The sequence below is a fragment of the Vreelandella neptunia genome (assembly GCF_000712975.1).
In the GTDB taxonomy this organism is placed as follows: Bacteria; Pseudomonadota; Gammaproteobacteria; order Pseudomonadales; family Halomonadaceae; genus Vreelandella; species Vreelandella qaidamensis.
The window spans coordinates 635,881-662,279 of the sequence record NZ_JHQL01000001.1; the positions used below are offsets into that span (position 1 = coordinate 635,881).

General features: G+C 52.5%; 24 protein-coding genes. 14 read left to right on the forward strand and 10 right to left on the reverse strand.

Going from position 1 to position 26,399, the window contains the following annotated elements; all coding sequences use genetic code 11:
- Nucleotides 1-103 precede the first annotated feature (103 nt).
- From CR46_RS0102910 to CR46_RS0102930, 5 genes are all read left to right on the forward strand, one after another.
- The gene (locus CR46_RS0102910) at nucleotides 104-793 is read left to right on the forward strand and encodes a CBS domain-containing protein (RefSeq protein ID WP_030069953.1); all 690 of its coding nucleotides are present in this window, start codon (nucleotides 104-106) and stop codon (nucleotides 791-793) included.
- 506 nt (nucleotides 794-1,299) lie between these two features.
- The gene (locus CR46_RS0102915; protein ID WP_030069956.1) at nucleotides 1,300-2,079 is read left to right on the forward strand and encodes a ThuA domain-containing protein; all 780 of its coding nucleotides are present in this window, start codon (nucleotides 1,300-1,302) and stop codon (nucleotides 2,077-2,079) included.
- Nucleotides 2,076-3,125, forward strand: coding sequence for a Gfo/Idh/MocA family protein (locus CR46_RS0102920; RefSeq protein ID WP_030069958.1), 1,050 nt, complete (start codon nucleotides 2,076-2,078; stop codon nucleotides 3,123-3,125). The genes CR46_RS0102915 and CR46_RS0102920 overlap by 4 nt, the downstream gene beginning before the upstream one ends.
- A gap of 103 nt (nucleotides 3,126-3,228) precedes the next feature.
- A complete protein-coding gene (locus CR46_RS0102925) occupies nucleotides 3,229-4,491 on the forward strand; it encodes an ABC transporter substrate-binding protein (protein ID WP_030069960.1) in 1,263 nt (420 codons plus the stop codon).
- A gap of 92 nt (nucleotides 4,492-4,583) precedes the next feature.
- A complete protein-coding gene (locus CR46_RS0102930; protein ID WP_030069961.1) occupies nucleotides 4,584-5,576 on the forward strand; it encodes a LacI family DNA-binding transcriptional regulator in 993 nt (330 codons plus the stop codon).
- Between the two features lie 4 nt (nucleotides 5,577-5,580).
- Here the strand turns inward: CR46_RS0102930 and cdd are convergent, their stop codons facing one another.
- From cdd to CR46_RS0102965, 7 genes are all read right to left on the reverse strand, one after another.
- A complete protein-coding gene (gene cdd, locus CR46_RS0102935; protein WP_030069964.1) occupies nucleotides 5,581-5,988 on the reverse strand; it encodes a cytidine deaminase in 408 nt (135 codons plus the stop codon).
- A 23-nt stretch (nucleotides 5,989-6,011) separates the two neighbouring features.
- Nucleotides 6,012-6,737 (reverse strand): purine-nucleoside phosphorylase, encoded by a 726-nt coding sequence (deoD, locus tag CR46_RS0102940; RefSeq protein ID WP_030069966.1) that lies wholly within the window; start codon nucleotides 6,735-6,737, stop codon nucleotides 6,012-6,014.
- A 210-nt stretch (nucleotides 6,738-6,947) separates the two neighbouring features.
- Nucleotides 6,948-8,192 carry a phosphopentomutase gene (locus CR46_RS0102945; protein ID WP_030069968.1) on the reverse strand — a complete coding sequence of 415 codons (1,245 nt, stop codon included), beginning with the start codon at nucleotides 8,190-8,192 and terminating at the stop codon, nucleotides 6,948-6,950.
- Nucleotides 8,192-9,544 carry a thymidine phosphorylase gene (gene deoA, locus CR46_RS0102950; protein ID WP_030069970.1) on the reverse strand — a complete coding sequence of 451 codons (1,353 nt, stop codon included), beginning with the start codon at nucleotides 9,542-9,544 and terminating at the stop codon, nucleotides 8,192-8,194. The genes CR46_RS0102945 and deoA overlap by 1 nt, the downstream gene beginning before the upstream one ends.
- On the reverse strand, nucleotides 9,544-10,350 hold the full coding sequence (gene deoC, locus CR46_RS0102955; RefSeq protein ID WP_030069972.1) for a deoxyribose-phosphate aldolase: 807 nt from the start codon (nucleotides 10,348-10,350) through the stop codon (nucleotides 9,544-9,546). The genes deoA and deoC overlap by 1 nt, the downstream gene beginning before the upstream one ends.
- An 83-nt stretch (nucleotides 10,351-10,433) precedes the next feature.
- Nucleotides 10,434-11,717: a NupC/NupG family nucleoside CNT transporter gene (locus CR46_RS0102960; RefSeq protein WP_030069974.1), complete on the reverse strand. Its 1,284-nt coding sequence runs from the start codon at nucleotides 11,715-11,717 to the stop codon at nucleotides 10,434-10,436.
- Between the two features lie 33 nt (nucleotides 11,718-11,750).
- Complete coding sequence (locus CR46_RS0102965; protein WP_030069975.1) at nucleotides 11,751-12,593, reverse strand: outer membrane protein OmpK; 843 nt, start codon at nucleotides 12,591-12,593, stop codon at nucleotides 11,751-11,753.
- Nucleotides 12,594-12,854: 261 nt separating this feature from the next.
- Here CR46_RS0102965 and CR46_RS0102970 point away from each other — a divergent pair, with 261 nt between their 5' ends.
- Together CR46_RS0102970 and cyoE are read left to right on the forward strand one after the other, a co-directional pair.
- Nucleotides 12,855-13,622, forward strand: coding sequence for a DeoR/GlpR family DNA-binding transcription regulator (locus CR46_RS0102970; RefSeq protein ID WP_030069978.1), 768 nt, complete (start codon nucleotides 12,855-12,857; stop codon nucleotides 13,620-13,622).
- A 253-nt stretch (nucleotides 13,623-13,875) separates the two neighbouring features.
- Nucleotides 13,876-14,799: a heme o synthase gene (cyoE, locus tag CR46_RS0102975; RefSeq protein ID WP_030069980.1), complete on the forward strand. Its 924-nt coding sequence runs from the start codon at nucleotides 13,876-13,878 to the stop codon at nucleotides 14,797-14,799.
- Between the two features lie 111 nt (nucleotides 14,800-14,910).
- Here the strand turns inward: cyoE and pta are convergent, their stop codons facing one another.
- Nucleotides 14,911-17,094 (reverse strand): phosphate acetyltransferase, encoded by a 2,184-nt coding sequence (gene pta / locus CR46_RS0102980; protein ID WP_030069982.1) that lies wholly within the window; start codon nucleotides 17,092-17,094, stop codon nucleotides 14,911-14,913.
- Complete coding sequence (locus CR46_RS0102985; protein WP_030069984.1) at nucleotides 17,091-18,275, reverse strand: acetate/propionate family kinase; 1,185 nt, start codon at nucleotides 18,273-18,275, stop codon at nucleotides 17,091-17,093. Before CR46_RS0102985 ends, pta begins: the two co-directional genes overlap by 4 nt.
- 153 nt (nucleotides 18,276-18,428) lie before the next feature.
- Here CR46_RS0102985 and CR46_RS0102990 point away from each other — a divergent pair, with 153 nt between their 5' ends.
- The 6 genes from CR46_RS0102990 to CR46_RS0103015 all read left to right on the forward strand — a co-directional run bounded on the left by CR46_RS0102990 (nucleotide 18,429) and on the right by CR46_RS0103015 (nucleotide 23,870).
- Nucleotides 18,429-19,349, forward strand: coding sequence for an EamA family transporter (locus CR46_RS0102990; protein ID WP_030069986.1), 921 nt, complete (start codon nucleotides 18,429-18,431; stop codon nucleotides 19,347-19,349).
- A gap of 117 nt (nucleotides 19,350-19,466) precedes the next feature.
- The gene (locus CR46_RS0102995; protein WP_030069988.1) at nucleotides 19,467-19,976 is read left to right on the forward strand and encodes a porin family protein; all 510 of its coding nucleotides are present in this window, start codon (nucleotides 19,467-19,469) and stop codon (nucleotides 19,974-19,976) included.
- A gap of 367 nt (nucleotides 19,977-20,343) precedes the next feature.
- Nucleotides 20,344-21,396, forward strand: coding sequence for a type 2 periplasmic-binding domain-containing protein (locus CR46_RS0103000; RefSeq protein ID WP_030069990.1), 1,053 nt, complete (start codon nucleotides 20,344-20,346; stop codon nucleotides 21,394-21,396).
- 91 nt (nucleotides 21,397-21,487) lie between these two features.
- Nucleotides 21,488-22,003: a TRAP transporter small permease subunit gene (locus CR46_RS0103005; protein ID WP_030069991.1), complete on the forward strand. Its 516-nt coding sequence runs from the start codon at nucleotides 21,488-21,490 to the stop codon at nucleotides 22,001-22,003.
- Nucleotides 22,000-23,328, forward strand: coding sequence for a TRAP transporter large permease (locus CR46_RS0103010; protein ID WP_030069993.1), 1,329 nt, complete (start codon nucleotides 22,000-22,002; stop codon nucleotides 23,326-23,328). The genes CR46_RS0103005 and CR46_RS0103010 overlap by 4 nt, the downstream gene beginning before the upstream one ends.
- A 362-nt stretch (nucleotides 23,329-23,690) precedes the next feature.
- The gene (locus tag CR46_RS0103015) at nucleotides 23,691-23,870 is read left to right on the forward strand and encodes a CsbD family protein (protein ID WP_030069995.1); all 180 of its coding nucleotides are present in this window, start codon (nucleotides 23,691-23,693) and stop codon (nucleotides 23,868-23,870) included.
- 81 nt (nucleotides 23,871-23,951) lie between these two features.
- Here CR46_RS0103015 and CR46_RS0103020 read toward each other — a convergent pair whose 3' ends face one another.
- Complete coding sequence (locus CR46_RS0103020) at nucleotides 23,952-25,418, reverse strand: DASS family sodium-coupled anion symporter (protein ID WP_030069998.1); 1,467 nt, start codon at nucleotides 25,416-25,418, stop codon at nucleotides 23,952-23,954.
- Between the two features lie 224 nt (nucleotides 25,419-25,642).
- Here CR46_RS0103020 and CR46_RS0103025 point away from each other — a divergent pair, with 224 nt between their 5' ends.
- Entirely contained in the window at nucleotides 25,643-26,299 is a 657-nt protein-coding gene (locus tag CR46_RS0103025) for an amino acid kinase family protein (RefSeq protein WP_232222332.1), read from the forward strand.
- Nucleotides 26,300-26,399: the final 100 nt, after the last annotated feature.

Sequence of the window (26,399 nt, forward strand, 5' to 3'; positions counted from 1 at the left end):
ACTGATGCTAGGCTCGCATAGCGAAATCTCCGGTTGCACACTAGTCTCAAAAGGTGAGCAATATAATTTGCGGCTGTAACCTTGCCGCCTGGAGGATGATACCGTGCAAGCTATCGACATTATGACACCCAACGTGGTGTGTGTAGGCCCTGACGCAAATGTGCGCGATATCGCACAGATGCTACTTGAACATCGCATTAGTGCCGTGCCTGTGGTCGATGACGAGCGCAGGGTGTTAGGAATTGTAAGTGAAGGCGATTTGATGCGTCGCGTGAAGGATGAGACGGGTGATAACCGCTCTTGGTGGCTATCCCTTTTCAGTGCTGGCAAAGACGCAGGGGCATATATTAAATCTCATGGTCGCAAGGCGCATGAAATAATGACCCCTAATCCATTAACCGTCGAAGAGAATGCACCGCTGCATACCATTGCTCGCCTATTAGAAAAGCACCATATAAAACGTGTGCCAGTGGTAAGAGATGGAAAGTTAGTGGGTATCGTCAGTCGCGCAAACTTACTACAAGGAATTGCCAACGCGGTTGTTGCGCCGACCCAGTCGCCCGCGGACGATCGTTCTATTCGTGAAGCGATTCTCAAAGAGATCGACAGTAACACCGGCGTACGAACCGAAAGTTTCAGTGTGATTGTCGATGGTGGAGCCGTAGAAATTTGGGGGCTAGTCGAGTCTGCAGAACAGAAGCAAGCGGTGACTGTCGCGGCGGAAAATACACAGGGTGTAAAGAGTGTTGAAAATCACCTTGGTATGATGCCACGCGGGGCGGGCTATTTCTAATACGTTGTGTTTCTTATCTAAACAGCCCGTTGCCTTTGTGCAGCGGGCTTTTTTGTGGGCGCTAATGCGTAAAGCCAGTTAGTTAATGCTGACTGGCATTATCCTCTAGCCCATATAACAAAGCGGCCACCTCCCAAAGCGAGCACCGCACGTCATTCCCGAGTCACCGCGCCGTCATTCCCGAGTGGGGTTATCGGGAATCCACCTTGGCCTGCAGCAGCCCGAAACCCCAGGTCAACATGGATTCCCGCTAAGGGCATGCGGGAATGACGAAGTGGCAGGGCATGCGGGAATGACAAGGACGGCTCGGAGGGCTGGGGTGGAGTCATCGTCAGGCACTTATTAAATTAAACAAAAAAACCAGTCCATCGGCTAATGCGCACTCTTTTTGCTCGTAAAAAGCGACTAAAGTTGTACTTAAGTAAACGTTTACTCTTTGCAGGTAAACGTTTACTTTAAGCCTCGAAGGTCATTTTTGAAGATGTTTTATTTCGCAAGGAGAATCTATGAGCATTAACGTGACCGTATGGGGAGAAAACGTCCACGAGCAAACCAATGATGTCGTGGCGCGTATTTACCCTAAGGGCATGCACCAGTGCATCGCCGAAGGTTTAAACGAAGCGGAAGGCATAAATGCCTCTGCCGTGACGCTGCAGGATCCTGAGCAAGGCTTGAGCGAAGCAACGCTTGAAAGCACGGATGTACTGCTATGGTGGGGCCACGCCGCCCATGGCGATGTATTGGAGGAGACGGTTGATCGCGTTCAAAAGCGCGTGCTCCAGGGCATGGGCTTGATTGTGCTGCATTCTGGGCACTACTCGAAAATCTTTAAGCGCTTAATGGGAACTACGTGTTCACTAAAGTGGCGTGAAGCGGGTGAGCGGGAACGGCTTTGGGTGGTGAACCCAGGTCACCCGATTGTTCAAGGGCTGGGGGACTATATCGAGCTGCCCCATACCGAAATGTACGGCGAACCGTTTGCGGTGCCCAATCCTGATGAAGTGATCTTTATCAGTGCCTTTGAGGGGGGGGAAGTATTCCGCTCTGGTCTGACCTATAAACGTGGCAACGGTAAGATTTTCTACTTCCGTCCCGGCCACGAAACTTACCCGATTTATTACGATGCTCAAGTGAAAACTGTGTTGAAAAACGCCGTGACTTGGGCGCGCCCAGAAGGCTCACTGTGGGTCGACAGCTGCCCTAATGTTCCCGCTGACCAAGCGCCTAATCCGGTCGAAATTAAAGGTGAAAGCCTGCATAAACCCGGCGAGGAGGGTTTTAAATGATCCGTTTAGCGATAATTGGTGCAGGCAGCATGGCTGGCGAGCACGCCAAGCATTTTGGCCGTCTTGAAGGCATCGAGGTAGTTGCCGTGTGCGACCGAGACCTGGCTAAAGCCCAGGCGTTTGCCGAGTATCACGGCATTGCCGACGTGTATCAAGACCTTGAGGCCATGCTGGCTCGGGATGATATTCATGCGGTAAGTAACGTCACTCCAGATGGTGTTCACAAAGCCACGTCGCTGGCCGCTATTGCCGCTGGCAAGCATATCCTGTGTGAAAAACCGCTGGCGACAAATGCACAAGATGCTCATGAAATGGCGGTTGCTGCCCAGGCTGCTAACGTGATCAACATGGTTAACTTAAGCTACCGTGATGCTCCGGCTATTCAGCATGCGCGTGCGCTGATTGCGGGAGGCGCGATTGGCCAAGTTCGTCATGTAGACGCCAGTTATCGGCAAAGCTGGCTGGTGAGTAACGCCTGGGGGCGCTGGAATGAAGATAGCCAGTGGTTGTGGCGGCTTTCCGAGTCCCACGGCAGCAAAGGCGTATTAGGCGATGTCGGCGTGCACATTGTCGACTTTGCCAGCTTCCCTGTGGGCGACATTACCCGCGTTAACTGTGAGCTAACCTGCTTTGAAAAAGCGCCAGACAATCGCATTGGTGAGTATGTGCTGGATGCCAATGATACGGCGCTGATGAGAGTGTCATTTGCCAATGGCGCAAAGGGCACTATTCAGGCTACTCGTTGGGCAACCGGGCATCACAACTCGCTGGCGCTGAGTGTACACGGCGATAAAGGAGCGATTCGTATTGACCTGGACGCCTCAAAAGAGGATGTGCAGGTATGTCTCGATGATGACGTACATCCCGCTCGCTGGAGCACCGTGAAAGCACCGCCCACGCCGAGTATTTACCAGCGCTTTATCGAAAGCATTCGCAGCGGGGATAACGATCAGCCAGATTTTGCGCGCGGCGCGGCGATTCAAACCGTACTCGATGCCTGTTTTGTATCAAGTCAGGAAGATCGCAGCCTAGCAATTGCCAGCTAGGCGGTTGGCTCTTCAAATAACAAAATACTAACCCGATTAAGTTAACGAGCACCCTATCTACTAATAACAATCCTAACTACCAATAACAATCGAGGTGAATGCTATGCGTCATTACCTGCGCTCATCAGCGGTGCTGCTTGCCTTGCTGCCCGCAACGCTGCCTGCCATGGCGGCTGAAATTACCATTGCCTGTGGCGATGGTGGGGCAGCAGACTTCTGCCCTGTGTTAGCTCAGCGCTGGGCAGAAGCTAACGGCCACCACGTCAATATTGTCACCACGCCAGCATCGGCCACTGAGAAGTTGTCGCTTTATCAGCAGCTATTAGGCAGCCAATCCCAAGATGTGGATGTGCTGATGGTGGATATTGTGTGGCCAGGGCTACTTGCCGACCACTTGGTTGACCTGAATAAGCACTTGCCGGAAGGCGCGGCTGACGGCTTTATTCCCTCGCTGATGGACAATAATACCGTGCAGGGCAAGCTGGTGGCATTGCCGTGGTTTACGGATGCAGGGTTACTCTATTACCGCCATGACTTGTTGGACAAATACGACGCCGACGTGCCAGAAACTTGGCAAGCGTTGACTGACACTGCGCGGCATATCCAGCAGTCTGAACGCGACGCAGGTAATGCGCGCATGCATGGGTTTGTGTTTCAAGGGCGTGCCTATGAAGGGCTGACCACGAATGCGTTGGAGTGGATAGCCAGCTACGGTGGCGGCACCTTTGTGAATGCTGATGGGCAAGTCACCATCAATAACCCCCACGCCATCGAGGCGATCGTACTAGCAGCCTCTTGGATTGGGGATATTAGCCCGGAAGGCGTGCGCAACTATATGGAAGAAGAAGCACGTGGGGTGTTCCAGGCGGGTAATGCCGTGTTTATGCGCAACTGGCCTTATGTCTGGTCGTTAGGGCAGGCTGATGGCACACCCATTCAAGGTAAGTTTGGCGTCGCGCCGTTACCCAGTGGGCCCGAAGGGCAGTCTGTCGCGACGCTTGGCGGCTGGAACTGGGCGGTTTCGCGCTACTCAGAGCACCCTGATATCGCCGCTGACCTAGTGGCTTATCTCACGGCTGAGGAGCAGCAGAAAGCTCACGCCATTGAGTTTGGTCGCAACCCGACGCGGCCCGTGCTCTATGAAAATGCCGAGGTATTAGAAGCTCACCCGTTTATTGGCGAACTTTATGAAACCGTCATGAACGGTGTACCACGTCCAGCGAGCGTGACAGGCGAGTCGTATCCGCGGGTGTCGAATGCGGTATTCAACCGCGTGCATGATGCCCTATCCGGTGACATCTCCCCCGAACAAGCCATTCAGCAGCTCGACAGCGAGCTTTCCCGAATCGGGAGGCGCGGTTGGTAAGGCAATAAGTTGGTAACACTATTTGTCATCATGCCTGACGTTTTCCAGCGCAATTTTTGGCACAATCAACAGCCAAATCGCTGAGGCATGGCATGAAACAGACCAAACAGGGCGCCCAAACGGCAACCATACGTGAAATAGCCCGACGGGCCGATGTTTCTATTGCATCGGTCAGTCGGGCGCTTAATGGTAAGCCTGGGCTAAGCGACGCGTTGCGGGAAAAAATTCTCACCATTAGCCGCGAGGTGGCGTACCAGCCTAGCGCGGCGGCTAGGCAACTGATTAGTGGTAAAGCGGCGGTGGTCGGTATTTCCTTGGGGCGTCAGGATATCGAGCTGCGCCCCTACTATATTTTGTTGTATCAACACTTAACCGTGGCACTGCACCAGCAGGGCATGGTGCCGATCTTTTTCCACCATGCGCAAACTGCCGAGCTTCCCGAACGGGCGGGCGCGGCTATTCTGCTGGGTGAAACCTCTGAGGATGCGCGCCCCAGCTTGCTAGAAAATGCCGGCGTGCCTTTTGTACGTATTGGCAACCCAGGGCAAGGATTTTCGGTTGCACCGGATGATGCTCAAGGGTTTTATGAAATGACGCACCACCTCATCGCGCAAGGGCGTCGCCGGCTCGCCTTTGTCGGCGGTGAACTGGAAATGCCGCATCCTCATAGCCGTTTAGAGGGCTACCGACGGGCGCTTGATACAGCAGGACTTTCTGAGCAGTTGATTAGCCTGCCGCACCGCTTTAGCTCAGATTCACTAACCAGCTATCGCTATTTAAATCGGTTGTTGGCGGATATGCCAAGCGGCCAAGCACTGCCATTTGATGCGCTACTGTGCGCCACCGATGAGCTGGCGCTAGGCTGCGTTGCTGTATTGGAAGACAGGGGAGTCGACGTGCCTCGCCATGTCGCAGTGACCGGCTTTGATGACCTGCCAACCCTTGCCACTGGGCTAACGACCATTCGCCAAGATATTGCGGCGATTGCGGCAATGAGTGTCGAGCTGTTGGGTGAAGCGCTAGCAGGTAAAGCGCCCCGGCATGTATCGCTGCCGGTGACGCTAGTCATGCGGGAAACTGGGTGAACACTTAGCGCGGTGGTAGTTGCTCGGGCCCGAAGGCGTCAGGCAGTAGTGTTTCCATGGTGTAGGTTTTCAGCACGTCGCCCTGGTGGGAAAGCACCATGATTTGCGTTTCTGGGGTGGCAAATTCACGGATGCGCTGGCGGCAGTCGCCGCAGGGGGTGCACAGGTGCTCACCTGGCCCCATCACGTACACCTTGGCAAGCTCGCGCTGACCAGCGGTAATCATGGCGGAAATCGCCGAGGCTTCCGCACACAGCCCCTTATAGTGCGCCACTTCCACGTTGGCGCCCGCGAACTGCTGACCATCCGGGCACTCCATTACCGCGGCCACCGGGTGATTGGAGTAGGGCGCATAAGCATTGCCCAAGGTGGTCAGCAGCGTGTCAACCAGTGCCTTATCCGCTTGGCTCATGGCATTATCCTCATAAATGGCGATTAGGCCTTAGCGGCATCGTCGCGCAGTACTGTGTCTAGCGCAATCGTCATCATATCGTTGAAGGTGGTCTGGCGGTCGGCGCTGGAGAGCGAGTCACCTTTCAGAATATGGTCAGATACCGTGCAGATGGTTAGCGCGCGAGCGCCAAACTCTGCCGCCACGCCGTAAAGGCCTGCCGCTTCCATTTCCACACCCACGATGCCGTAGCGCTTGAGCAGTTCAGCCATTTCGGTTTGCGGGTTGTAGAACAGATCCGCTGAGAAGATATTGCCGACTTTTACCGGCACATTCTGCGCCTTGGCAGCTGCTACCGCGTGGCTGGTCAGCTCAAAGTCAGCGATGGCCGAGAAATCGTGGTCGTTAAAGCGCATACGGTTCACTTTGGAATCGGTGCAGGCACCCATGCCAATGACCACGTCACGCACGTTGACGTCGTCGCGCACCGCGCCGCAGGAACCCACACGAATAATCGACTTAACGCCGTAGTCGGTAATCAGTTCTTTGGCATAAATAGACACTGACGGTATGCCCATGCCGTGGCCCATGACCGAAATTTCACGGCCCTGGTAAGTGCCGGTATAACCGAGCATGCTGCGTACATCGTTGACCTGACGAACATTTTCCAGGTAAGTGTCGGCGATGTACTTGGCGCGTAGCGGGTCGCCGGGCATCAGAACGGTATCCGCGAAATCGCCCATCTCAGCATTGATATGTGGTGTTGCCATAAAACGCTCCTATCTAAAAAATGATTGGCCCTAACAACCCTAGGCGGGGGCGCTGTAAACCCTTCCCTGGGCGCTACTTTCGCCATCTGACCGCCATGGATGGCGGAAATGCCGGAATTGTTGGGAACATTTTCCGGCCTTGGCGAAAGACCCCCGCTACGGGTTGATACTGGCCTTGCACAATAGTGTGTAATGATTTGTCATCGGCCTTTAAGCCGCTTTAGGTAAAAAGCTCTTGCCGTCTTCCATCGCTTCAACGGCGAAGAAGGCGGCTAATGTCTGGCCGATATCGGCAAAGGTGTCGCGCTCGCCTAGCGGGCCGGGGGCAAACCCTGCGCCATGCACCATCACTGGCACATATTCGCGGGTGTGTTCGGTGCCTTCCCAGCTGGGGTCGCAACCGTGGTCGGCGGTGAGTAGCAGCAGGTCGTCATCGTTCAGTGCGGCAAGCAGTTCCGGCAGGCGGGCATCGAAATGCTCAAGCGCGGCGGCGTAGCCCGGCACGTCACGGCGGTGGCCGTACACCGAATCAAAATCAACAAAATTGGTCATGATCATGGTCGGGCGGTCGCTGGATTCTTGAGCGGTGCGTGCTACTTCACTAAGCGTGGCTTCCATCAGCGCATCGTGACCGCTGGCTTTGATCTTATGGGTAATGCCGCAATGGGCGTAGATATCCGCGATCTTGCCAATCGAGACGACCTCACCGCCCGCATCTGCCAGTTTCTGCAGCACGGTGGGGCTGGGTGGCTCGACGCTGTAGTCGCGGCGGTTGCCGGTGCGGGCAAAGCTTTTGCTGTCATCGCCAATAAACGGGCGGGCAATCACGCGGCCAATGTTGTAGGGCGCAAGCAGTTCGCGCACGGTTTCGCATAGGGCGTAGAGACGCTCTAAACCAAAGTGTTCCTCATGGGCGGCAATCTGAAACACGGAATCTGCTGAGGTATACACAATCGGCTTGCCGCTTTGGACGTGCTCTTCACCCAGGCGGGCGATGATCTCGGTGCCAGAGGCGTGGCAGTTGCCAATCACACCAGGCAGATCGGCTTGTTGCACGATTTTTTCCAACAGCTCGGCGGGGAAGCTGTTGGTTTTATCGAGAAAATAGCCCCAGTCAAAGCGTACTGGTACGCCAGCAATTTCCCAATGGCCGGAAGGGGTGTCTTTGCCGCTAGAAATCTCTTTGGCGTGGGCGTACGCGCCTTTTAATTGGGTCGGTAGGCTAACGCCTTCAGCCACGCTTCCTGTTGCATCGCGATGGGCGTGGAACAACCCAAGCGCCGCCATATTCGGCAGTTTCAGAGGACCTGAGCGTTCAGCGGTATCGGCGTCACCGCGGGCGCAGGCGGCCGCGATGTGGCCCAGGGTGTCAGCTCCCTGGTCGCCAAACTTGTCAGCGTCGGGAGCGCTACCAATTCCAAACGAATCAAGGACGACTACAATCGCACGACGCATTAGGCTTCTCCTCGGAAGGTGTCTTGAAGCAGGGTGTCCGCTACGGCAACGTCTTCGCCAAGGATCATGGCGGCACGTAGCTGAGCAGCGGCGCGGTTGGCTGCGTCTTCACTACGGGCGTGGACCATGGCGAGCGGTCGTTGGCTATCGACGCGATCGCCAATCTCGACAATATCGCTAAAACCGACGCTGTGATCGACGCTAGCGTCGTTGCGCAGGCGGCCACCGCCTAGCTCGACGACGCTCATACCGACGGCGCGGGTGTCGATGCGCTGTACGATGCCACTCTGCTCGGGATACACCGGCTGAATGACCGGTGCAGTAGCTAGGTAGCTATCCGAGCGTTCCATAAAGTCGGCGGGGCCGCCCAGCTCGCGCACCATCCGGGCGAAGACTTCCGCGGCCGCACCTGATGTGAGCGCTTTTTCCAGCTTAGTCAGGGCTTCTTCACGGTTAGCGGCCAACTTACCCGCCATCAGCATTTCTACCGCAAGTTCACGAGTAACCTGCATCACACGGCTATCAGAACGTTCGCCGCGCAGCAGGGCTAGGGTCTCGACGATTTCGACCGCGTTGCCAGCGCAGGGGGCCAGCGGCTGGCTCATGTCGGTGAGTAGGGCCGTGGTCGGCGTGCCGGCCTGGGTCGCCACGTTGGCGATGCTCTTGGCAAGCTCGCGGGATTTTTCCGGCGTGGGCATAAAGGCGCCGCTGCCAACCTTAACGTCCATCACTAAGGCGTCTAAACCGGAGGCCAGCTTTTTACCTAGAATAGAGGCGGTAATTAGTGGAATGGATTCCACGGTGGCGGTCACATCACGTACGCCGTAAATGCGTTTATCGGCGGGGGCCAGGTTGCCGGTTTGGCCGATAATCGCTACACCGGTGGATTTCACCACGCTGCTAAAGCGTTCTGGCGCAGGGTAGGGGTCGTAACCGGGGATCGATTCCAGCTTGTCCAGGGTGCCGCCAGTGTGGCCAAGGCCACGACCTGAAATCATCGGCACAAACGCGCCGCAGGCGGCGACCCAGGGGCCGAGTACCAACGACACTAGATCACCAACGCCGCCAGTGGAGTGTTTATCGACAACGGGGCCTGGGAGGTTGAGGGAATCCCACTGCATGACATGGCCGGAGTCTCTGGTCGCTGTGGTCAGTGCAACGACTTCTTCACGGCTCATGCCATTTAAGAACACCGCCATGGTGAAGGCACCAATCTGGGCATCGCTGATGCGATCATCGGCAATACCCTGCACGAAGGCTTTGATCTCTTCCGCTGGAAGCGGCTGTTGATCGCGCTTCAGGCGAATCAGTTCCTGAGGCAGGAGAGCGTGATGGGAAGCGGTAGACGACATTAATAACCTCCTTCAGTCGTGGAGAGTGAGACGCCACTTAACGTATTCAATAAATTACCCAGCAGGCTGGAAGCACCAAACCGGAAGTGCTCAGGCGTTACCCACTGTGGGCCCATAATATTAGTAGCAAGTGCTAGATACTCGGCTGCTTCTTCAGCGGTGCGCACGCCGCCAGCGGCTTTAAAGCCAACATCTTTTCCGCTGGCTTTAATCACGTTGAGCATGATCTCAGCGGCTTCCAGGGTGGCGTTTGTTTCAACCTTACCCGTCGATGTTTTAATAAAGTCTGCGCCACCTTCAATAGCCAGTTCACTGGCACGCTTGATAAGCGCAGGATCTTTGAGTTCGCCCGATTCAATGATGACTTTTAGCTTTGCTTGGCCGGCGCAGGCGGCTTTGCACATTTCGACCAGCTCAAGGCCGGTGGCTTCATCGCCTGCCATTAGCGCACGGTAGGGAAATACCACATCCACTTCATGGGCACCGGAAGCGACGGCGTCGCGGGTTTCACGGGCGGCGCCCATGATGTCGTCACCACCGTTAGGAAAATTAGTAACCGTGGCAATTTTAACCTGGTCATTGAGCTTATGAGCGGTTAACGCACGCTGCGCGGTAACCACAAATTGGGGATAAACGCATACCGCTGCTGGGTTGCCAAAGGGTGTTTTAACTTGCTGGCACAGCGCTTCAATCGTGCTATCGGTGTCACTGTCGTTCAGGCTCGTTAGATCCATGAGGGTGAGTGCTTGGCGGGCAGCTTGGGTAAGTTGGGCTTGAGTGTGCTGAGGAGAGGCAGTCGCAGTCATGGAGTTCTCACAGATAAATAAAAGACAAAACGGGCACTGCGTAAAAACAGCAGCGCCCGTTGCAAAGGGTCGTACACGCTGCGTTAAGCTGTGGCGCTACTCAACGCAATAAAGAAGCCAGCAATAGAAGCTGACATTAGATTAGAGAGTGTACCGGCTAATACGGCCTTCACGCCAAAACGGGCAATCTCTTTGCGGCGAGTAGGAGCAATACTGCCTAAACCGCCCAGCAAAATGGCAATGGATGACAGGTTGGCAAAACCACATAATGCAAAGGAAAGAATTGCCATGGTGTGCGGTGTCATCATTTGACCTGTGGCGGCTACCACCTGTTCCCCATCAATGTAGGGAGCCAAGTTGATAAAGGCTACAAACTCATTCACCACCAGTTTTTGACCTATGAACGAGCCCGCCAGCGTGGCCTCTTCCCAAGGGACGCCAAGTAGAAAGGCAAGCGGTGCAAACAGCCAGCCGAGAATCAGTTCAAGGCTGAGTGATTCAAAGCCAAACCAACCGCCAATGCCACCTAAAATGCCGTTAATAAGGGCAATTAGCGCAATAAATGCGAGCAGCATGGCACCGACGTTGGCGGCAAGTTTCATGCCTGACGTGGCGCCTGCTGCCGCTGCATCCAATACGTTGGCCGGTTTATCTTCCTGCTCTTTAAGCTCTTCTTCTACCCTAGAAACGCTGTCGCTATCGGTCGCGTCTTGAGTTTCAGGCATGATCAGCTTGGCAAACAGTAGGCCACCCGGTGCCGCCATAAACGAAGCGGCGACCAAGTATTCCATGGGTATACCCAATGCTGCGTAGCCCGCCAGTACCGAGCCGGCCACCGATGCCAGGCCACCGCACATCACCGCAAACAGCTGAGAAGGTGTCATACGGGCAATAAACGGACGTACTACTAGAGGCGCTTCGGTTTGGCCAACAAAGATGTTTGCCGTGGCAGAAAGCGATTCGGTGCGTGAAGTGCCAAGGGCTTTTTGCAGTGCGCCGCCTAAAATCCGGATCACCCACTGCATGATGCCTACATAATAAAGTACCGCGATGAGTGATGAGAAAAAGATAATCACGGGGAGTACTTTAATAGCGAAAACAAAGCCGACGTTGTCGACATCGGCTAAGCCGCCAAACAGAAAGCCAATACCGTCATTGGCGTAGACCAATACTTGGCTAACGCCGGACGAAATAGCTTGTAAAACTGCTTGGCCAAAGGGCACATACAGCACAAATGCACCAATACCCGCCTGAATGGCAAAGGCGCCGAGCACGGTGCGTAGCCGAATCGATTTACGGTCGTAAGAGAAGATAAGTGCAATGATTACCAGCGTAACCATACCTACCAGGCTCATGATGAGGGTCATGTGGGTACCTTCCGAGCGTGTGAAGTGGAGCGATTACAGCAAGTTTAGCTTGATGGAGTAAATCATCGCGTTTTGATAAGCGTTCGGGGTACCCAGTTTGTTCTCTGAGTAGCGATACTGCACGCCAGTGGTAATTAAGTCAGAAGGATGCCACCACAAGCTAAGCGCGCCGTTGGTGCCCACACTACCTGCGGTGCCGTTTACGTAGTTTTGTTCCAGGTACTCATTGTCACGACCAAAGGTCTGTTCATGCCAATTGGTAACGCTGAAGTTCTGGTTTAATGCGGTAAAGTCGTAACCTGCTACCCAGCCTGCCATGTAGCCGTTCATGCCGGTATAGCCATCGCTTTGTACCCGAGCGGCACCAATAAACGGTTTGAACCATAGGCCATTGTCGAACGTCGTGCGGTAGCCAAGGCCGAGAATTTGATCCTGCTCGCGGGCGTTGAAACCATAATCGCGGAAATCGTACAGGTGGGCGTAGATCGATAGCGGGCTGTCGCCTAAATAGATATGCGAGGTGACTTTTCCTGCGGTACGAAAGTTGTCTTTACCACCGCTCGATTCGTCAAACTGGTCATTAGTCGGATTCTCGAAATCGAAGAAGCCGTAAAATTCACCCCAGCTAAAGCCAACGCCGCCTTCGATTTCAACGAAGGTAAAATCGCTTTTTGCTGCATTATTCGCGGTGCGTGCCTCAGTGCCATTCGACCAGTCTAGGTAATTGACTGACACGTTGGCAAACGACCACAGGCGGTCAAGGGGTTGCGGCTGACTATCGCCTGCGAATACCGGGGTTGCCAGTATAGAGCTTGCTAGTAAAACGCCAGCGCCAAGCGTGACGAAAGGGAAACGTGAAGGGGTTTGAGCAGTCATGAAAGCCTCAACAGGGTTTGTTATGGGTCGTGTGGGCTGGCGGTGATGTTAAAATTATAACATTGAGTGTTATTTTTTTAACGTTGATTTGCAAGTATTACGACATCAACGCTATGTATATGTGATATGAATCTCACATGGCCGCAAGGCAGTGTATGGCAGTGGAAATATCATGAGGGCTGGCCCAGCATAGGTTTTGAATAGCCGCTAAGCGCTGATAGCAAATAACATCTGAACTTGAGATTAAAGGAGAGGTTTGCCATGAATGACCGAAGCGCTCAGCGTTTGGCAAGGTTGCAAGAAGCGCTTGCCAGTGGGGGAACATTGCATCTACGCGATGCTGCTGAGCTGTGTGGTGTTTCTGAAATGACGATCCGTCGGGACGTTACTACGCAACCTTCGACGATTAGCTTATTGGGCGGTCGGTTAGTCATGGCAAGCTACCCTGGCGTAACGCCGGTGTACGATCTGACTGAACAGCAGGCGAGCCACTATCAAATTAAGCACCGCCTTTGTCAGCGAGTTGCTAGCTTGATTGAAGAGGGCGATACACTTTTTATCGACTGCGGTTCAACGCTAATTCCGTTGCTTAGCCAGCTTAGCCATTTCCGCGAGCTGACTGTGGTGACGTATGCCCTTAACGTGGCAAATGCAGTAGCCGCGTTGCCGAATGTGCGGTTAGTGCTGCTAGGGGGGCTGTTTTATGCTTCGTCGCAATCGTTTGGCAGTGATGGTATGCGTACTGCTATTGAGCGTTTAGGCATTAATAAAGCACTGATCTCTGCGGCGGGGGTAGATTGCGAAAGGGGGGTTAGCTGTTTCCATTTTCACGAAGTGGCGCCAAAACAGGCCGCCATTGCGACTGCTATGCAGCGCCTATTGATTGTCGATGCCAGTAAATTTGGTTTAGTGCGTCCTGCCTATTTTGCCGCGTTATCCGATTTCGACATTGTCGTAACCGACGATGAGCATGCACCTAAATTGCTTGATTGCCTTCCTCGGGCATCACTAAGCGTGACGGTTGCCTAACCTCTTACGATAGCAGCGTTAAATCGTAAGTCGCCGGACTTCTGCTATCTTTAGTGCTAACCGTGATGGCGTTTAGTGAACGGTCAAACAGATGCCCGCCAGTTGGCGGCCATTATTGCTGTATCGCTGCGCTTCAGATGTTGGCTCAGCTGATAACGCATACGCACAAAAACAACAAAGCGGACGAAGGTTGAGACTTGGCATCCTTCGTCTTAATTCTGGCGATACTCGTCCTGGTGGTAGGGGGCTCGTTATGGATCATGCAGCATCCGCATCTCAACATGATGATCGATTAGTTGTGGCGCCCAGCCGTTGGCGCGACCTGCTGGCGCTAACCAAGCCAGGGATCATTGGTGGCAATTTGATCGCAACGCTCGGCGGCTATTTTTTAGCCGCTCATGGAACATTCGATTGGATAACGTTTGCTGCTGTTATGGTGGGCATTGCCCTGGTCATCGCGTCTGGCTGTGCCTGCAATAATGTTATAGACCGCGATATTGATGCGCTAATGGCGCGCACTCGCCATCGCCCTCTGGCTAAAGGACGTGTCTCTATTACCCAAGCGCTAGGTGTGTCGGCGCTGCTTGGGGTAGCGGGTGTGGTGTGTTTGGCTTTGGGTACCAATGGCTTGACGGTGGCATTAGCGGTGATCGGCTGGGGGGTTTACGTAGGGCTGTATAGCCTCTATATGAAACGGCACTCTGAATACGGCACGCTGGTGGGTAGTCTTTCTGGGGCAATGCCGCCGGTCGTGGGTTACTGTGCGGTGACAGGGCAGTTTGATAGCGGTGCTTTCATGCTACTGGTCATCTTTTGTCTGTGGCAGATGCCGCACTCTTATGCGATTGCGATTTTTCGTTATGCGGACTACCGGCGTGCCTCGATCCCTGTTCTACCGGTAGTGCATGGTATTAAACGAGCCAAGCATCATATTCTTGGCTATATCATTGCGTTTATTCCTGCCTCACTGGCACTGGTACTGGCAAGCCAAGCGGGCGCCGGCTACCTGTTCGTGGCCTTGGCAATGGGGGGCTACTGGCTTTACTTAGCATTATGTGGCTTTCGACTGGGTGATGACGTGCGCTGGGCTAAAAAGGTGTTTGGCGTGTCCATCCTGACTATTACCGCCATGAGCCTAGTCATGGTGTTGGAAGCCATGGTGCCGATGTGGGCGTGATACTTCGCCGCTCATTGAACGATAAATTCTGACGCTGAACCTAAAACGCCCCGAACAGCTCATTATCTGTTCGGGGCGTTTTAGTAGTGCGTACAAAGAGTGGCTAGTGGCCTAGCTTTCCCGCTGGCTCGCCTGAATCGCGGTGAGTGCAATGGTGTAAACGATATCGTCGACCATGGCGCCGCGGGAAAGATCGTTAACCGGCTTGTTCAAGCCTTGCAGCATCGGGCCTACACTGACCACACGAGCGCTACGCTGTACGGCTTTATAGGTGGTGTTACCTGTGTTCAGGTCGGGGAAAACAAACACCGTTGCTTTGCCCGCAACAGGGGAGTCTGGGGCTTTTTGCTTGCCAACACTCTCAATAGCGGCTGCATCGTATTGCAAAGGACCGTCGATCGCGAGATGTGGAGCGCGCTCTTTGGCAATGCGGGTAGCTTCGCGCACTTTATCAACATCGGCACCTGTGCCGGAATCACCGGTGGAGTAGCTGATCATGGCGACACGCGGTTCAATACCAAACGCTTCTGCCGAACGAGCGCTTTGAATAGCGATTTCTGCCAGTGTTTCTGCGTCTGGATCAGGATTAACCGCGCAATCTCCGTAGACCACAACTTGTTCCGGCAATAACATAAAGAAGATCGATGATACTTGATTATATTCCGGTGCAGTTTTGATCAACTGGAAGGCTGGGCGCACGGTATTGGCAGTGGTGTGTACCGCACCGGATACAAGGCCATCGACTTCATCTAACTGCAGCATCATGGTGCCAAGTACCACGTTGTCCTGCAGCTGACCTTCAGCAGTGAGTTCATTTAGCTTGCCGCGCCGGCGTTCGACCATAGGGCTAATATATTTTGCTCGGGTACTTTCAGGGTCGATAATAGTTAGCGTATCTGGCAGCGTCAGGCCGCGATGACGGGCAACGTTTTCGATATCGTCGCGCTTGCCGAGCAGCACGCAGTCGGCAATACCACGGCGCTGACACACAATCGCGGCTTCAATGGTGCGTGGCTCATCGCCTTCAGGCAACACAATGCGCTTCTTGGCCTGCTGGGCAAGCTTAACGAGCTGGTGACGAAACGCTGACGGCGACAGGCGGTGAATGTAGCCACGGCTGAGCTTCGCTTTTAGCCACTCTAAATCCATGTGGGCAGCCACATAACGTGCCACCTGTTCGGCACGCTCGAAATCATCCATAGGGATTTCGCGGCTGAGTTGGCTGAGGTTCTGGGCAGTGGTTAGGCTGTCAGTCTCTACTACCAGAACCGGAAGTCCGGTTTTAAGCGCCGGGCGGCACATTTCAATCATGTTGTCGTTAGGCAGGAAGCCATTAGTTAACAGTACGCCTGCTAGCTGGGTGCCGTTCATGGTGGCCAACGCGGATGCTAGTATCACATCATCACGGTCACCAGAGGCGACGACCAAGCTGCCCGGTTTGAAAATATGCAGTGCGTTGGCGGCACTGCGCGCGCACAGGCTGGTAGAAAGCACGCGGCGGCTAATGGCTTCCCCTTCATTGAGCATGGTGGCATTCAGCGCCCGCGCAACATCTAAAGTGCGCGGTGCGCTCAGGGTATTGCTGTAAGGCACCACGCCAATCAGATGAAAACTGTCGGTTGCTAGCGCTGGTGAATAGCGGCGCAGTTCATTGAGTATTGGCTCTTCAAGGTGGGGTTTAATTGTGCCAGGTGCTGCAGAAAGATCGTCTTCCTGCCCATAGGGCAGGTTTTTCATGCGCATTAAAATGCCGCCCAGCGTGCGACTGGAACTAACACCGCCAAAGCTTCTGGCATGCATATCCAGCTCTTCGGCAAGCTGTTGCGGTTCGTTTAAATCACCAGTACCGACCAGGATGATACGTGCATTCAGGGCGTCGGCGAGTTGGGCATTGGTTTGGGTCGCATAGGTGGTGTGTTGGGTAGGAACAACGCCCTCCACCACGACTAAGTCTAAGGCGCTGCCGTCTCGGTAGGCCTGTTGGGTGACCTGCTCAAAGAGCTCAACGACGTTTTCCATCAGCTCATCGGTTTGATCATCGCGTAGTAAACGTTCAAGCCGTGCCTGGGAAATAGGTGAGGGCGGGCGTTGATTCAGCGTACGCGACACCAGCGCCGTTGAACGGTCCAGTCCTGGGCCGTTTAGCTCATTTTGCATAAATGGCTTTAAAAAGCCGGCTTTCAGGCCGATGGTATCCAGCGCTTGAATTAACCCTAGGCAAGCGGAGGTTAACCCAGCTCCCATGCTAGTAGGCACCAGTAAGATAGCCTGGGGCTGCTCGGTAGCGTTGTTCATTCAGAGGTCTCCACGCAGTGGCGGGTTTCCATGGCGATACGTCCCTCTTCATCAGTGGGAATGACCCATACTTCGGGACCATGGTGATCGGCGTTATCCACCTTGCCTTCTTTGCCGCGAATGGTGGCTTCGTTAGCCACATCATCGACACTGAAACGAAAGTGAGGTAATAGTGCCAATACGTTACGACGAACGGTGGGTGAGTTTTCACCAATGCCGCCGGTAAAAATAATGCCATCGAGTTGTGGCAGGGCACAGGAGAGGGCCGCTAGCGATTTAGCAATCCGATAGCAAAATACGTCTAGCGCGAGTTTGGCACCTTTATGACCAGCCAGCGCTTGGTCTTCGACCTCACGCATATCATTGGTCAGGCCGGAAAGGCCTAATAAGCCACTTTGCTTGTTAAGTACGTTGTCAATCTCATCCAGTGACCAATTTAGTTGGCGGTGAAGATGAGCATGCAAGCCAGGGTCGACATCGCCGCTGCGGGTTCCCATCACTAAGCCTTCCAGCGGCGTAAGCCCCATGCTGGTATCCAGGCTTTGGTTATTCCAGATGGCGCTAGTAGAACAGCCATTACCTAGGTGAGCGGTCAGCCAGCCGCCTGCACCGCGGTTGCTTAATGTGGCGGCACGCTGGCTGACATATGCATGGCTAGTGCCATGAAATCCGTAGCGACGGATTCCGTATTCGGTATACAACGCTTCAGGTAGTGCGTAGCGGTAGGCCCGTGGGGGCAGTGTTTGGTGAAAAGCAGTATCAAACACGGCTACCTGAGGCAGGTCAGGAAACACATCTTGGGTAGCGGCAATGCCCGCTAAGTTAGCCGGGTTATGCAGTGGCGCAAGCGCTGCAGTGGCTTCAATTGCATCAATAACATGATCGTCAATCATTGCCGCCTGGGTAAAGTGCTCGCCGCCGTGAACAATACGGTGCCCAACTGCACCGGGTACTCGACCTTCTAGTCGCTCAAGAATGGCCTTCAGCGCTTCAGCGTGATCAGCATTGGGTAGTGTCTGAGTGAAGCGTTTACCTGAGCTAGTATTGCCCTTTAAACAGGCTTCGCTACTGCCTAGTCGCTCTGCTAAACCCGCTAACCGTGATGCATTAGGGTCTGAATCAATCAACGCATATTTAATAGAAGATGAGCCGCAGTTAATGACCAGCACCGATGTGTTCATAACAACCTTTATAAAGTAGTTAGCATAAAATTGGGGTAGACCTTAGTTTAGCATGCTGCGTTGCATGATATTAGCGGGCTATTGGGTTAGCCTTAACCTTAAAATGTCGGCACTCTGACGACATACCCACTGAAAATGAGCCGTTTTTTTCTTATGTCTTCTTCGCCGTTACCCGTGCTGCTGCCGCGTCACTTAGCCATTCTTTTGATGATGTCAGTAGCGACGATGTTTGCTGCCAACCACGTTTCCGCGCGGTTAGCGTTTGATAACGGCACTGGCTTGCTGCTTGCGGTATTAATGCGCTCAGGCGTGGCGTGTTTGATTTTGCTGACGTTGGTACTAGTTCAGAAGAAGCGACTCTGGCTACCTCCCAGCACCTGGCCATGGCAATTAGCGGTAGGGCTGCTTATTGCTATTCAAAGCGTGAGTCTTTATTCAGCGGTTGCACGCTTGCCGGTGGTTATTGCGCTCCTGCTGGTCAATACCTTTCCTATTCAACTAGCGCTGTTAAGTTGGGCACTAGGCGGGTCTCGGCCTTCACTGCGTAGCTGTCTGATTATGGGCACGATCTTAATTGGGCTGTTAGTGGTGCTCGATATACCGAGTTGGTTTGCGGATGCTAATGCCATGGGGCCTGAATGGTTAGCCGGTATTGGATTTGGGTTAACTGCCGCTTTTGCGTTTGCTTGTGCGCTCTGGGTTACTGAGCATCGACTGGCAGGGGTTGGCAGCACGTTCCGTAGCTTGTTGACCATGCAAACGGTATTTATTGTCATGATTGTTGGCGGGTTGCTGGGCGCAGTGCCTGGGGGAATGAGCTTGCCGGATAACAGCGCAGGCTGGACAGGACTAGCCTTATTGGCTTTGCTCTATGGCAGTGCTTTTTCCCTACTATTTATTTTCGTGCCTCGCCTGGATATGGCGCGCAATGCCCCGGTGATGAACTTCGAGCCAGTAGCGTCTTTATTACTTGGTTATATCGTTCTAGGACAGATGCTTAGCCCAAGCCAACTGGTTGGCGGAGCAGTGGTGGTTGGTGGCATTGTTGTGCTCAGCCTTTCTAAAGGTCGTTAAGCTGGAGCGGAAAAAGGAAATTAAATGCAAGTTGAGCTGTTAAATTGCGTTCTCGATAGGGTTGAGCCACAATTAAAAAGTGTAAGGAAACACTGTTTTTTAACTGAGGTTTAACTTATGAAGATGACCGTATTATCACTTACCTCCGCCGCGCTTTTCGTTGGTGCGAGTACTTTCGCGGCATCGGCTCAAGCGCAACAGCCCTTCCAGTACCCACAAGGATATGTGGGCGGTGATGCCATGTTTTGGAGCCTGAACCCAGAAAGAGGCTCTTCCCGCGATGACGTTGGCTTACGTCTCCGCGGTGGGGCACAGTTCAATGACTATTTTGCCCTGGAAGCGCATTTAGGGTCTGGCGGTTCTGATGGCGGCGCCGAGCTAGATCATGTCGCCGGTGCCTATGCGAAAGGTATTGTACCCATTGCACCTGAAGTGCGTTTATACGGCTTAGCGGGCTTCACTGAGGTAGATATTAACAACGACCGTGAAACCGGTTTCTCCTACGGTGCAGGCGCGGAAATGGATATCGCCCCGAATGTCTCTGTAGGTGCGGACTATATGCGTTACTTGGATAAATCTGCCTATGATTTCGATGCTGCCAGCGTGGGTCTAAAGTACCGTTTTTAAGACTGTCACTTTAAAACAGTAACCATGCGCTGATCGAGGTGTATCGTTACAAAGATTACCTAGTACGGGCGTATCTATTCAGGCATCACCATGTAGCCCCTATCACGTAGTTAAGTGGTAGGGGCTTTTTGGTGGGTTCTCGATTTTGAGAGAGGAGCATTGATTAGTTTGGTAGATATTGGTTTTCCCCTTGACTAAGGCTGTGAAAAAGGCTGAGAGCAAAATTAGCCCGTATTTCTGAGGATGAGCATATTTTTGCAGAGTTTGGGCCAAATGCTGCGTTTGCGAAGCTGATAGTGTTGAAAATTAATAACTATTACAGGTAGCCAGCGAACAACCTCATAACGCTCTACAAAGGGAAACTACCATGTATAAAATTAGTAAAATCGCCTTGGCAGTAGGACTAAGTGTCGGCCTTGCAACTGCTGCAAGTGCCGCTGAAATCGAGTGGCGTATGGCAACACCGTGGAGCGGTGGCCCGTGGCTTGAGCGTGATGCACAGATGTTTGCAGATCGCGTTAATGAGTTGACTAACGGAAAAATCGCTATCGAGGTCTATCCTGGCGGCACGCTGGGCAGCGCACTGCGAGTTACCAACAGTGTTAAATCGGGGGTTGCCCAGGTAAGTCATAACTACATTAACTATGATTATGGCACTGACCCAACCACCGCTCTATTGGCAGGTCACTCAAGCGGCCTAACGCCTGAAGAGTTTATGCTATGGATGTACGAGGGTGGTGGTGCAGATCTTTACGAAGAGTATCGTCGTGAAGTGTTCGATGTTGTAGCGTTCCCGTGTGCCATCCTCGGCACCGAAATTTTCCTCCACTCTAATAAGCCTGTCAGGACGCTTGAAGATTTCCAGGGGCTGCGACTGCGGACTTCTGGCGCATGGGCAGAAATTGCTTCTCGCCTAGGGGCTTCTACGGTAGTTATGGCAGGTAGTGATATCTACAGCGCCCTGGAACGTGGCGTTATTGATGCTGCCGAGTGGGGAAGTCCTGAAATGAACCGTCCAACAGGCTTCCAAGAAGTTGCGCAATACGTTATTACGCCTGGTGTACACCAGTCGGGTGGCTTTCTTGAGTGCCAAGTCAATAGTGATACATGGGAAGAGCTGAGCGAAGAAGATCAGCGTATGCTGCGTCTTGCAGGTAAGTTATCGGTGTTTGATACGTGGCTAGCTAGCTCGTTTGCTGACTTAGAAGCTTATCAAGAACTCGTGGACGGTCCTAACGAGATAGTAGAATTGGATCAATCCTTCATCGACGCCATTTATGAAGAAACGACTAAGTGGGAAGATGAATACGCCGCTGAAAACGAGTGGTTTGCCCGTGTTCTTGAATCTCAGCGCTCCTTTAAAAATGATATGAATAGCTGGTCGGAATATCGTCTACCGATTGGTGTTATGGGTCGCTAACAGCGATTAGGTAAATGATCAGAGAGGCCTTAGTGGGCCTCTCTTTTGTTGGCGTCTGCTTCCTGTCCCCCTTATACGCTGAGATTCCGTCATGAAACTAATCCGATCCATAGAGGCGCTGACCCGCTTTGCTGGCTGGTTGGGCGCTCTTCTTGTACTTCCTTTAATTGGCGCATTAATCATTGAAGTGCTCAGCCGTTACGTTGCCGGCCGCCCTACGTTATGGGCTTTTGAAGTCAGCTATATGGTAATGGGAGCAATGTTTATGCTGGGGATGGCCAATGCGTTGCGTATCGGCCAACACGTCAGCGTGGACATTGTGTCTTTACAGCTGAGCGAAAAGGCCAATGCCGCTATACGGGCAATTGGCTATGTGTTGTTCCTGCCGGTGTTAGTGTGGCTGGTATGGGAGCTTTCCAAGTACGCTCTCTCTGCGTTTGAAACCAACGAACGCTCGGGACGCTCAGCCTGGAACCCAGTCGTATGGCCGATTTTTACGGTATGGTTTGTTGGCTTTGCGCTACTAGCCCTTCAGGTAATTGCCGAGTTGTTGAAATCAGTGTGTTTGATAACTGGTAAACATCACGTTAAGGAGCTAGCCGAATGAGTAGCTATCTTGCGTTGCTGATGTTTCCTGCTTTGATGACACTAATTATTGCTGGTTTTCCCATTGCCTTTTCAATGATTCTGGTAGCAACCGGATTTGGTATTATTCAGTTTGGCGATGTGGCGGCTTATCAGCTGTTGACCAAAATTGAAGACACGGCATCTAACTCCATTCTTGCGGCAGTACCGCTGTTTATTTTTATGGGCGCGATGCTTGAGCGTTCAGGCATTGCCGAGCGCTTGTTCGAAGCAATTCACATGTGGACGCGTCGTTTACCCGGTGGGCTAGGCATCGGTGCGATTATTTTAGGAACATTGTTTGCTGCTTCCAGCGGTGTTGTGGGGGCGACAGAAGCGGTGATTGGCATGCTGGCTATTCCGGTGATGCTTAAGCATCACTACAGTAAAAGTCTGATGTCAGGCACCATCTGTGCCAGTGGGTCATTAGGTACTGCGATACCGCCTTCTATTACCGTAGTGGTTCTTGGTCCTGTCGCTGGGGTCTCGGTTGGATCGCTGTTTAGCGGTTTGCTAATACCCGGTTTCTTAATGGCAGTCATGTTCCTGGTCTACATCATTGGGATTGCTTATCTTAAACCTGAGATGGCACCACGCATTGAAGAGCAGACGCCGGATATTGCGCTAGGTGAAAAGATACGTATTACGCTAGTCGCGTTGGTGCCTACCATGCTGCTGATTTTTACTGTGCTTGGCACCATTCTTATGGGCTTGGCTACACCAACAGAGGCTGCAGCATGTGGTGCTTTGGGTGCGATCATTTTGGCCGCTGCATACCGTAACTTAAAGGTAACGGTACTTTGGGCATCGGCCGTGAAGACCGTCAATATTTCAGCCATGATTCTGCTCATTGTGATGGGGGGGAGTATGTTCGCTGGAGTATTTTTTGCCTCAGGAGGAATGGCGACGGTGCAAGCCTTACTAATGGACACAGGCTTGAGCCCTTGGATGATTCTAGGCCTTATTCTGCTGATCGCTTTTATCGCAGGTTTTGTACTGGATTTGATCTCCGTGGTACTTATCATTATCCCTGTGGCAATGCCCATTGTAAGAATGCTGGGCTTCGATGAAATCTGGTTCTGTGTCGCCTTCTTAGTGGTACTGCAAACCAGTTATCTGACGCCTCCTTTGGCACCTGCTATTTTCTACCTCCGGGCAATTACTCCTCCTGAAGTAACGCTGAAGCATATGTACAAAGGGGTTGTACCCTTTATTTTAGCGCAGCTTGTAGTATTAGCCTTGGTATTAGCGTTTCCAGAAATTGCACTATGGTTACCGGATGTAATGGGTGGTCCTTCCTGGCGCTAGTTGAACGTAAGCAACCCCCCTTTCTGTTGGCCGCCCTTAAAAAGGCGGCTTTTTTTGGCTCCATCTAGAAGAAAAGAAATTTTTTAGCATGCTGTGGTAAGTCGTTAGTCGTGGGAAAAATGTCAGAGCTAGAGTATGTTGCCTGTCATGCCTCTACCCCTTGAATATTTTGCGCCAGCACCTGTGGGTAGCAAAGGCAGGTTCGCTAACCTTAATTTAGCTAATTCACGAATGAAAATTTAACGAAAGTAATTGAGGTAACGTTACTAACAAGGGCTACGCTAATAAAGGAGCCGCGACGCGATACACAAATTCATTTAGCGTGCGGTGTCTTCTCCACTAACGGATTAGAGGTGTAAGTCATGGAAAATGGCAAAGAAGATAAAATGAAAGGCTCGGCTAATAAAGCTGCTGGCAATGTTAAGGAAGCAGTAGGAAAGGCGACGGGAAGCGAAAAAACCGAAGCCAAGGGCAAGGTTCAGCAAGCAGAAGGCGAGCTTCAAAAAGGCAAAGGTGATGCCAAGGAAAAGGCTAAGAAATAACGTCTAACCAAGTTATCCCACTACCAACAGAGGCCAATGGCCTCTGTTGGTTTTTAGGTAGCCACTGCTTTGAGAGGCTACTCAGTAGTGGCCAAGAAGTTTCCACCATAAGCCACCGACGACTACCCAAATGAGCAGATTGACCACGCTCATAATAAAACCAGCTTTCCACCACTCTCCCAGCGTCAGGTAGCCTGAGCCAAAGATCACAGGCGAAGTGCCGGTGGCGTAATGGGTTAACGTCATCATGATGGAAGACGTAGCCGCCATAATCAGCACAAAAGGCATGGGTGGAGCACCGAGGCTTAAGCCAACGGTGAGAAATGCCGCCATCATTGCGGTGATATGTGCGGTAGTGCTGGCAAAAAAGTAGTGGGTATAAAGGAACGTTAGCACCAGCAGTGCAGAGGCACCTGCCCAGCCAATTCCCATCATGGTAATCCAGTCCTGCATATTTGCAGAAAACCAAGTAATGAGGCCTGTTTCGTTAAGCTGGCTGGCCATCATGATAAGTGCGCCAAACCACAACAGCGTATCCCAGGCATTTTTCTCTTTTAGCACATCTTCCCAGGTTAATACCCCTGTCAGCAGCAGCATGGAAAGGCCAATAAACGCAGACGTTGTAGTATTAAGCGTTACTGCATCCCCCAAGAAAATCGCTGGGATATCCGCCCAAAGTAACAGCAGCACGAAGAAAACGAACAGCATAATGCCCTCATTTCGACTCAGCTTACCCAGCTCGGCTAGCTTGTCTTTTGCTAATTGCGTGGCATTCGGCGTTTCTTTAATTTCAGGCGGATAAAGCAAGTACAGAATGTACGGCATCGCCAGGATGGCGACCAAGCCCGGGAGCAGCATGGCGATGGCCCAGGTTAGCCAGCTCAGCTGTATTTCGGCTCCGGTAGCGGATGAGATAAGTTGAACAGTCAATGGATTCGGAGCGGTGGCAGTGATGAACATAGCCGATGTGATCGGATTGCTATGGTAATTCACCAGTGCTAAATATTTGCCGATTTTGCCCGAGGTATTGTCTTCAGGATGTGAATCAAAACTATGGGCAATCGAGCGCATAATAGGGTGAATAATACCGCCGCCCCGAGCTGTATTGCTTGGGGTAACGGGCGCAATTGACAGCTCTGAAAAGGCGAGGCCATAACCAATCCCCAGCGTACGTTTGCCGAAAATAGAGATGAAATAGTAGCCAATGCGCGCGCCTAAACCGGTTTTGATCAACCCTCGTGAAATCATAATCGCAATCGCAATTAACCAGATAAGCGGGTTGGCATAACTGCTTAAGGCGACATTAATGGCTTCGCCTGGTGTATCGCCGGTAACACCGCTTGCCGCGACAATAGAAATTGCAATCACAGATATCGCGCCAATGGGCATGGCCTTGCCAATAATCGCGGCAATGGTGCCGACAAAAATTGCCAACATGAGCCAAGCATTTGGCGTTAACCCTTCAGGCAAAGGAATCACCAGCCAAATAAAGAGGGTGATCGCCACAGCGATTGCGGTCGACCAGGGTTTGAAAGGAAGAGTTGGCATCATAGAAGTCCATATCAATGAAATAAGTATAAGTGACACGTCCACCAGCAGTAAGAGAAGAGGACGCCTAGTCTCTACTTTAGTCTATTCCAAGCAGGTGCAAGACGATTTGCCCTACGTCAAAGATGGGTCAATGGATGTTTTCCCTAAAAGAGATTATGTGCCTGACTAGTAGCATATTCTTTAAATAGATTAATTTATATTAAAGCGTTATTAATTGTCTTTTGGCACTACAAGGGGCCGCTTACACGGATGTCAGCGCCTATCCACTGGATGTGCTAGGAGCAGAAACGGAAGGCATGAGCGGTTACATGATTGAGCAGGAGCTTGGCAATCTGCTGCCGGTTGAGGTTCCGTTGGCTACTTTATTAACACAGGTGGAAGTTGACCTTGATGACCCTGCGTTTCAGCACCCCAGCAAGCCGATAGGCCCGGTTTATACAGAGGATGAAGCCGAGCGCCTGGCTAAGGAAAAAGGCACTATCGTCATTTGTGCTGGCGGGGGAGGGCTCCCTACTGCGTACGACGAAAATAATAAGCTCCATGGCGTAGAGGCGGTGATCGATAAGGATCTCTGTTCAGCTCTTCTCGCTGAGCAGTTGCAGGCTGATTTGCTGATCATTGCGACGGATGTAGATGCCGCTTATGTCGACTGGAAAGGGCCAAACCAGAAGGCGATCGCCAGTGCTCATCCGGATGTACTAGATGATATGCAGTTTGCGGCGGGTTCCATGGGACTAAAAATAGAAGCGGCATGCCGCTACAGCAGAAATACCGGCAAAGAAGCGGTTATTGGCGCATTGGCGGATATCGAAGAAATTCTTCAGGGAATAGCAGGCACCCGCGTTAGCACCAGCCTACAAGACATTAATCTTTATTAGGTGCTGTTGCTGAGAAGCTTTATGTAAGGAGCCTCGCATCAGCTTTTTTTAAAGGCGCTCTTGTCATGGCTTTTTATTACAAACAATAAGCTGCTCACCT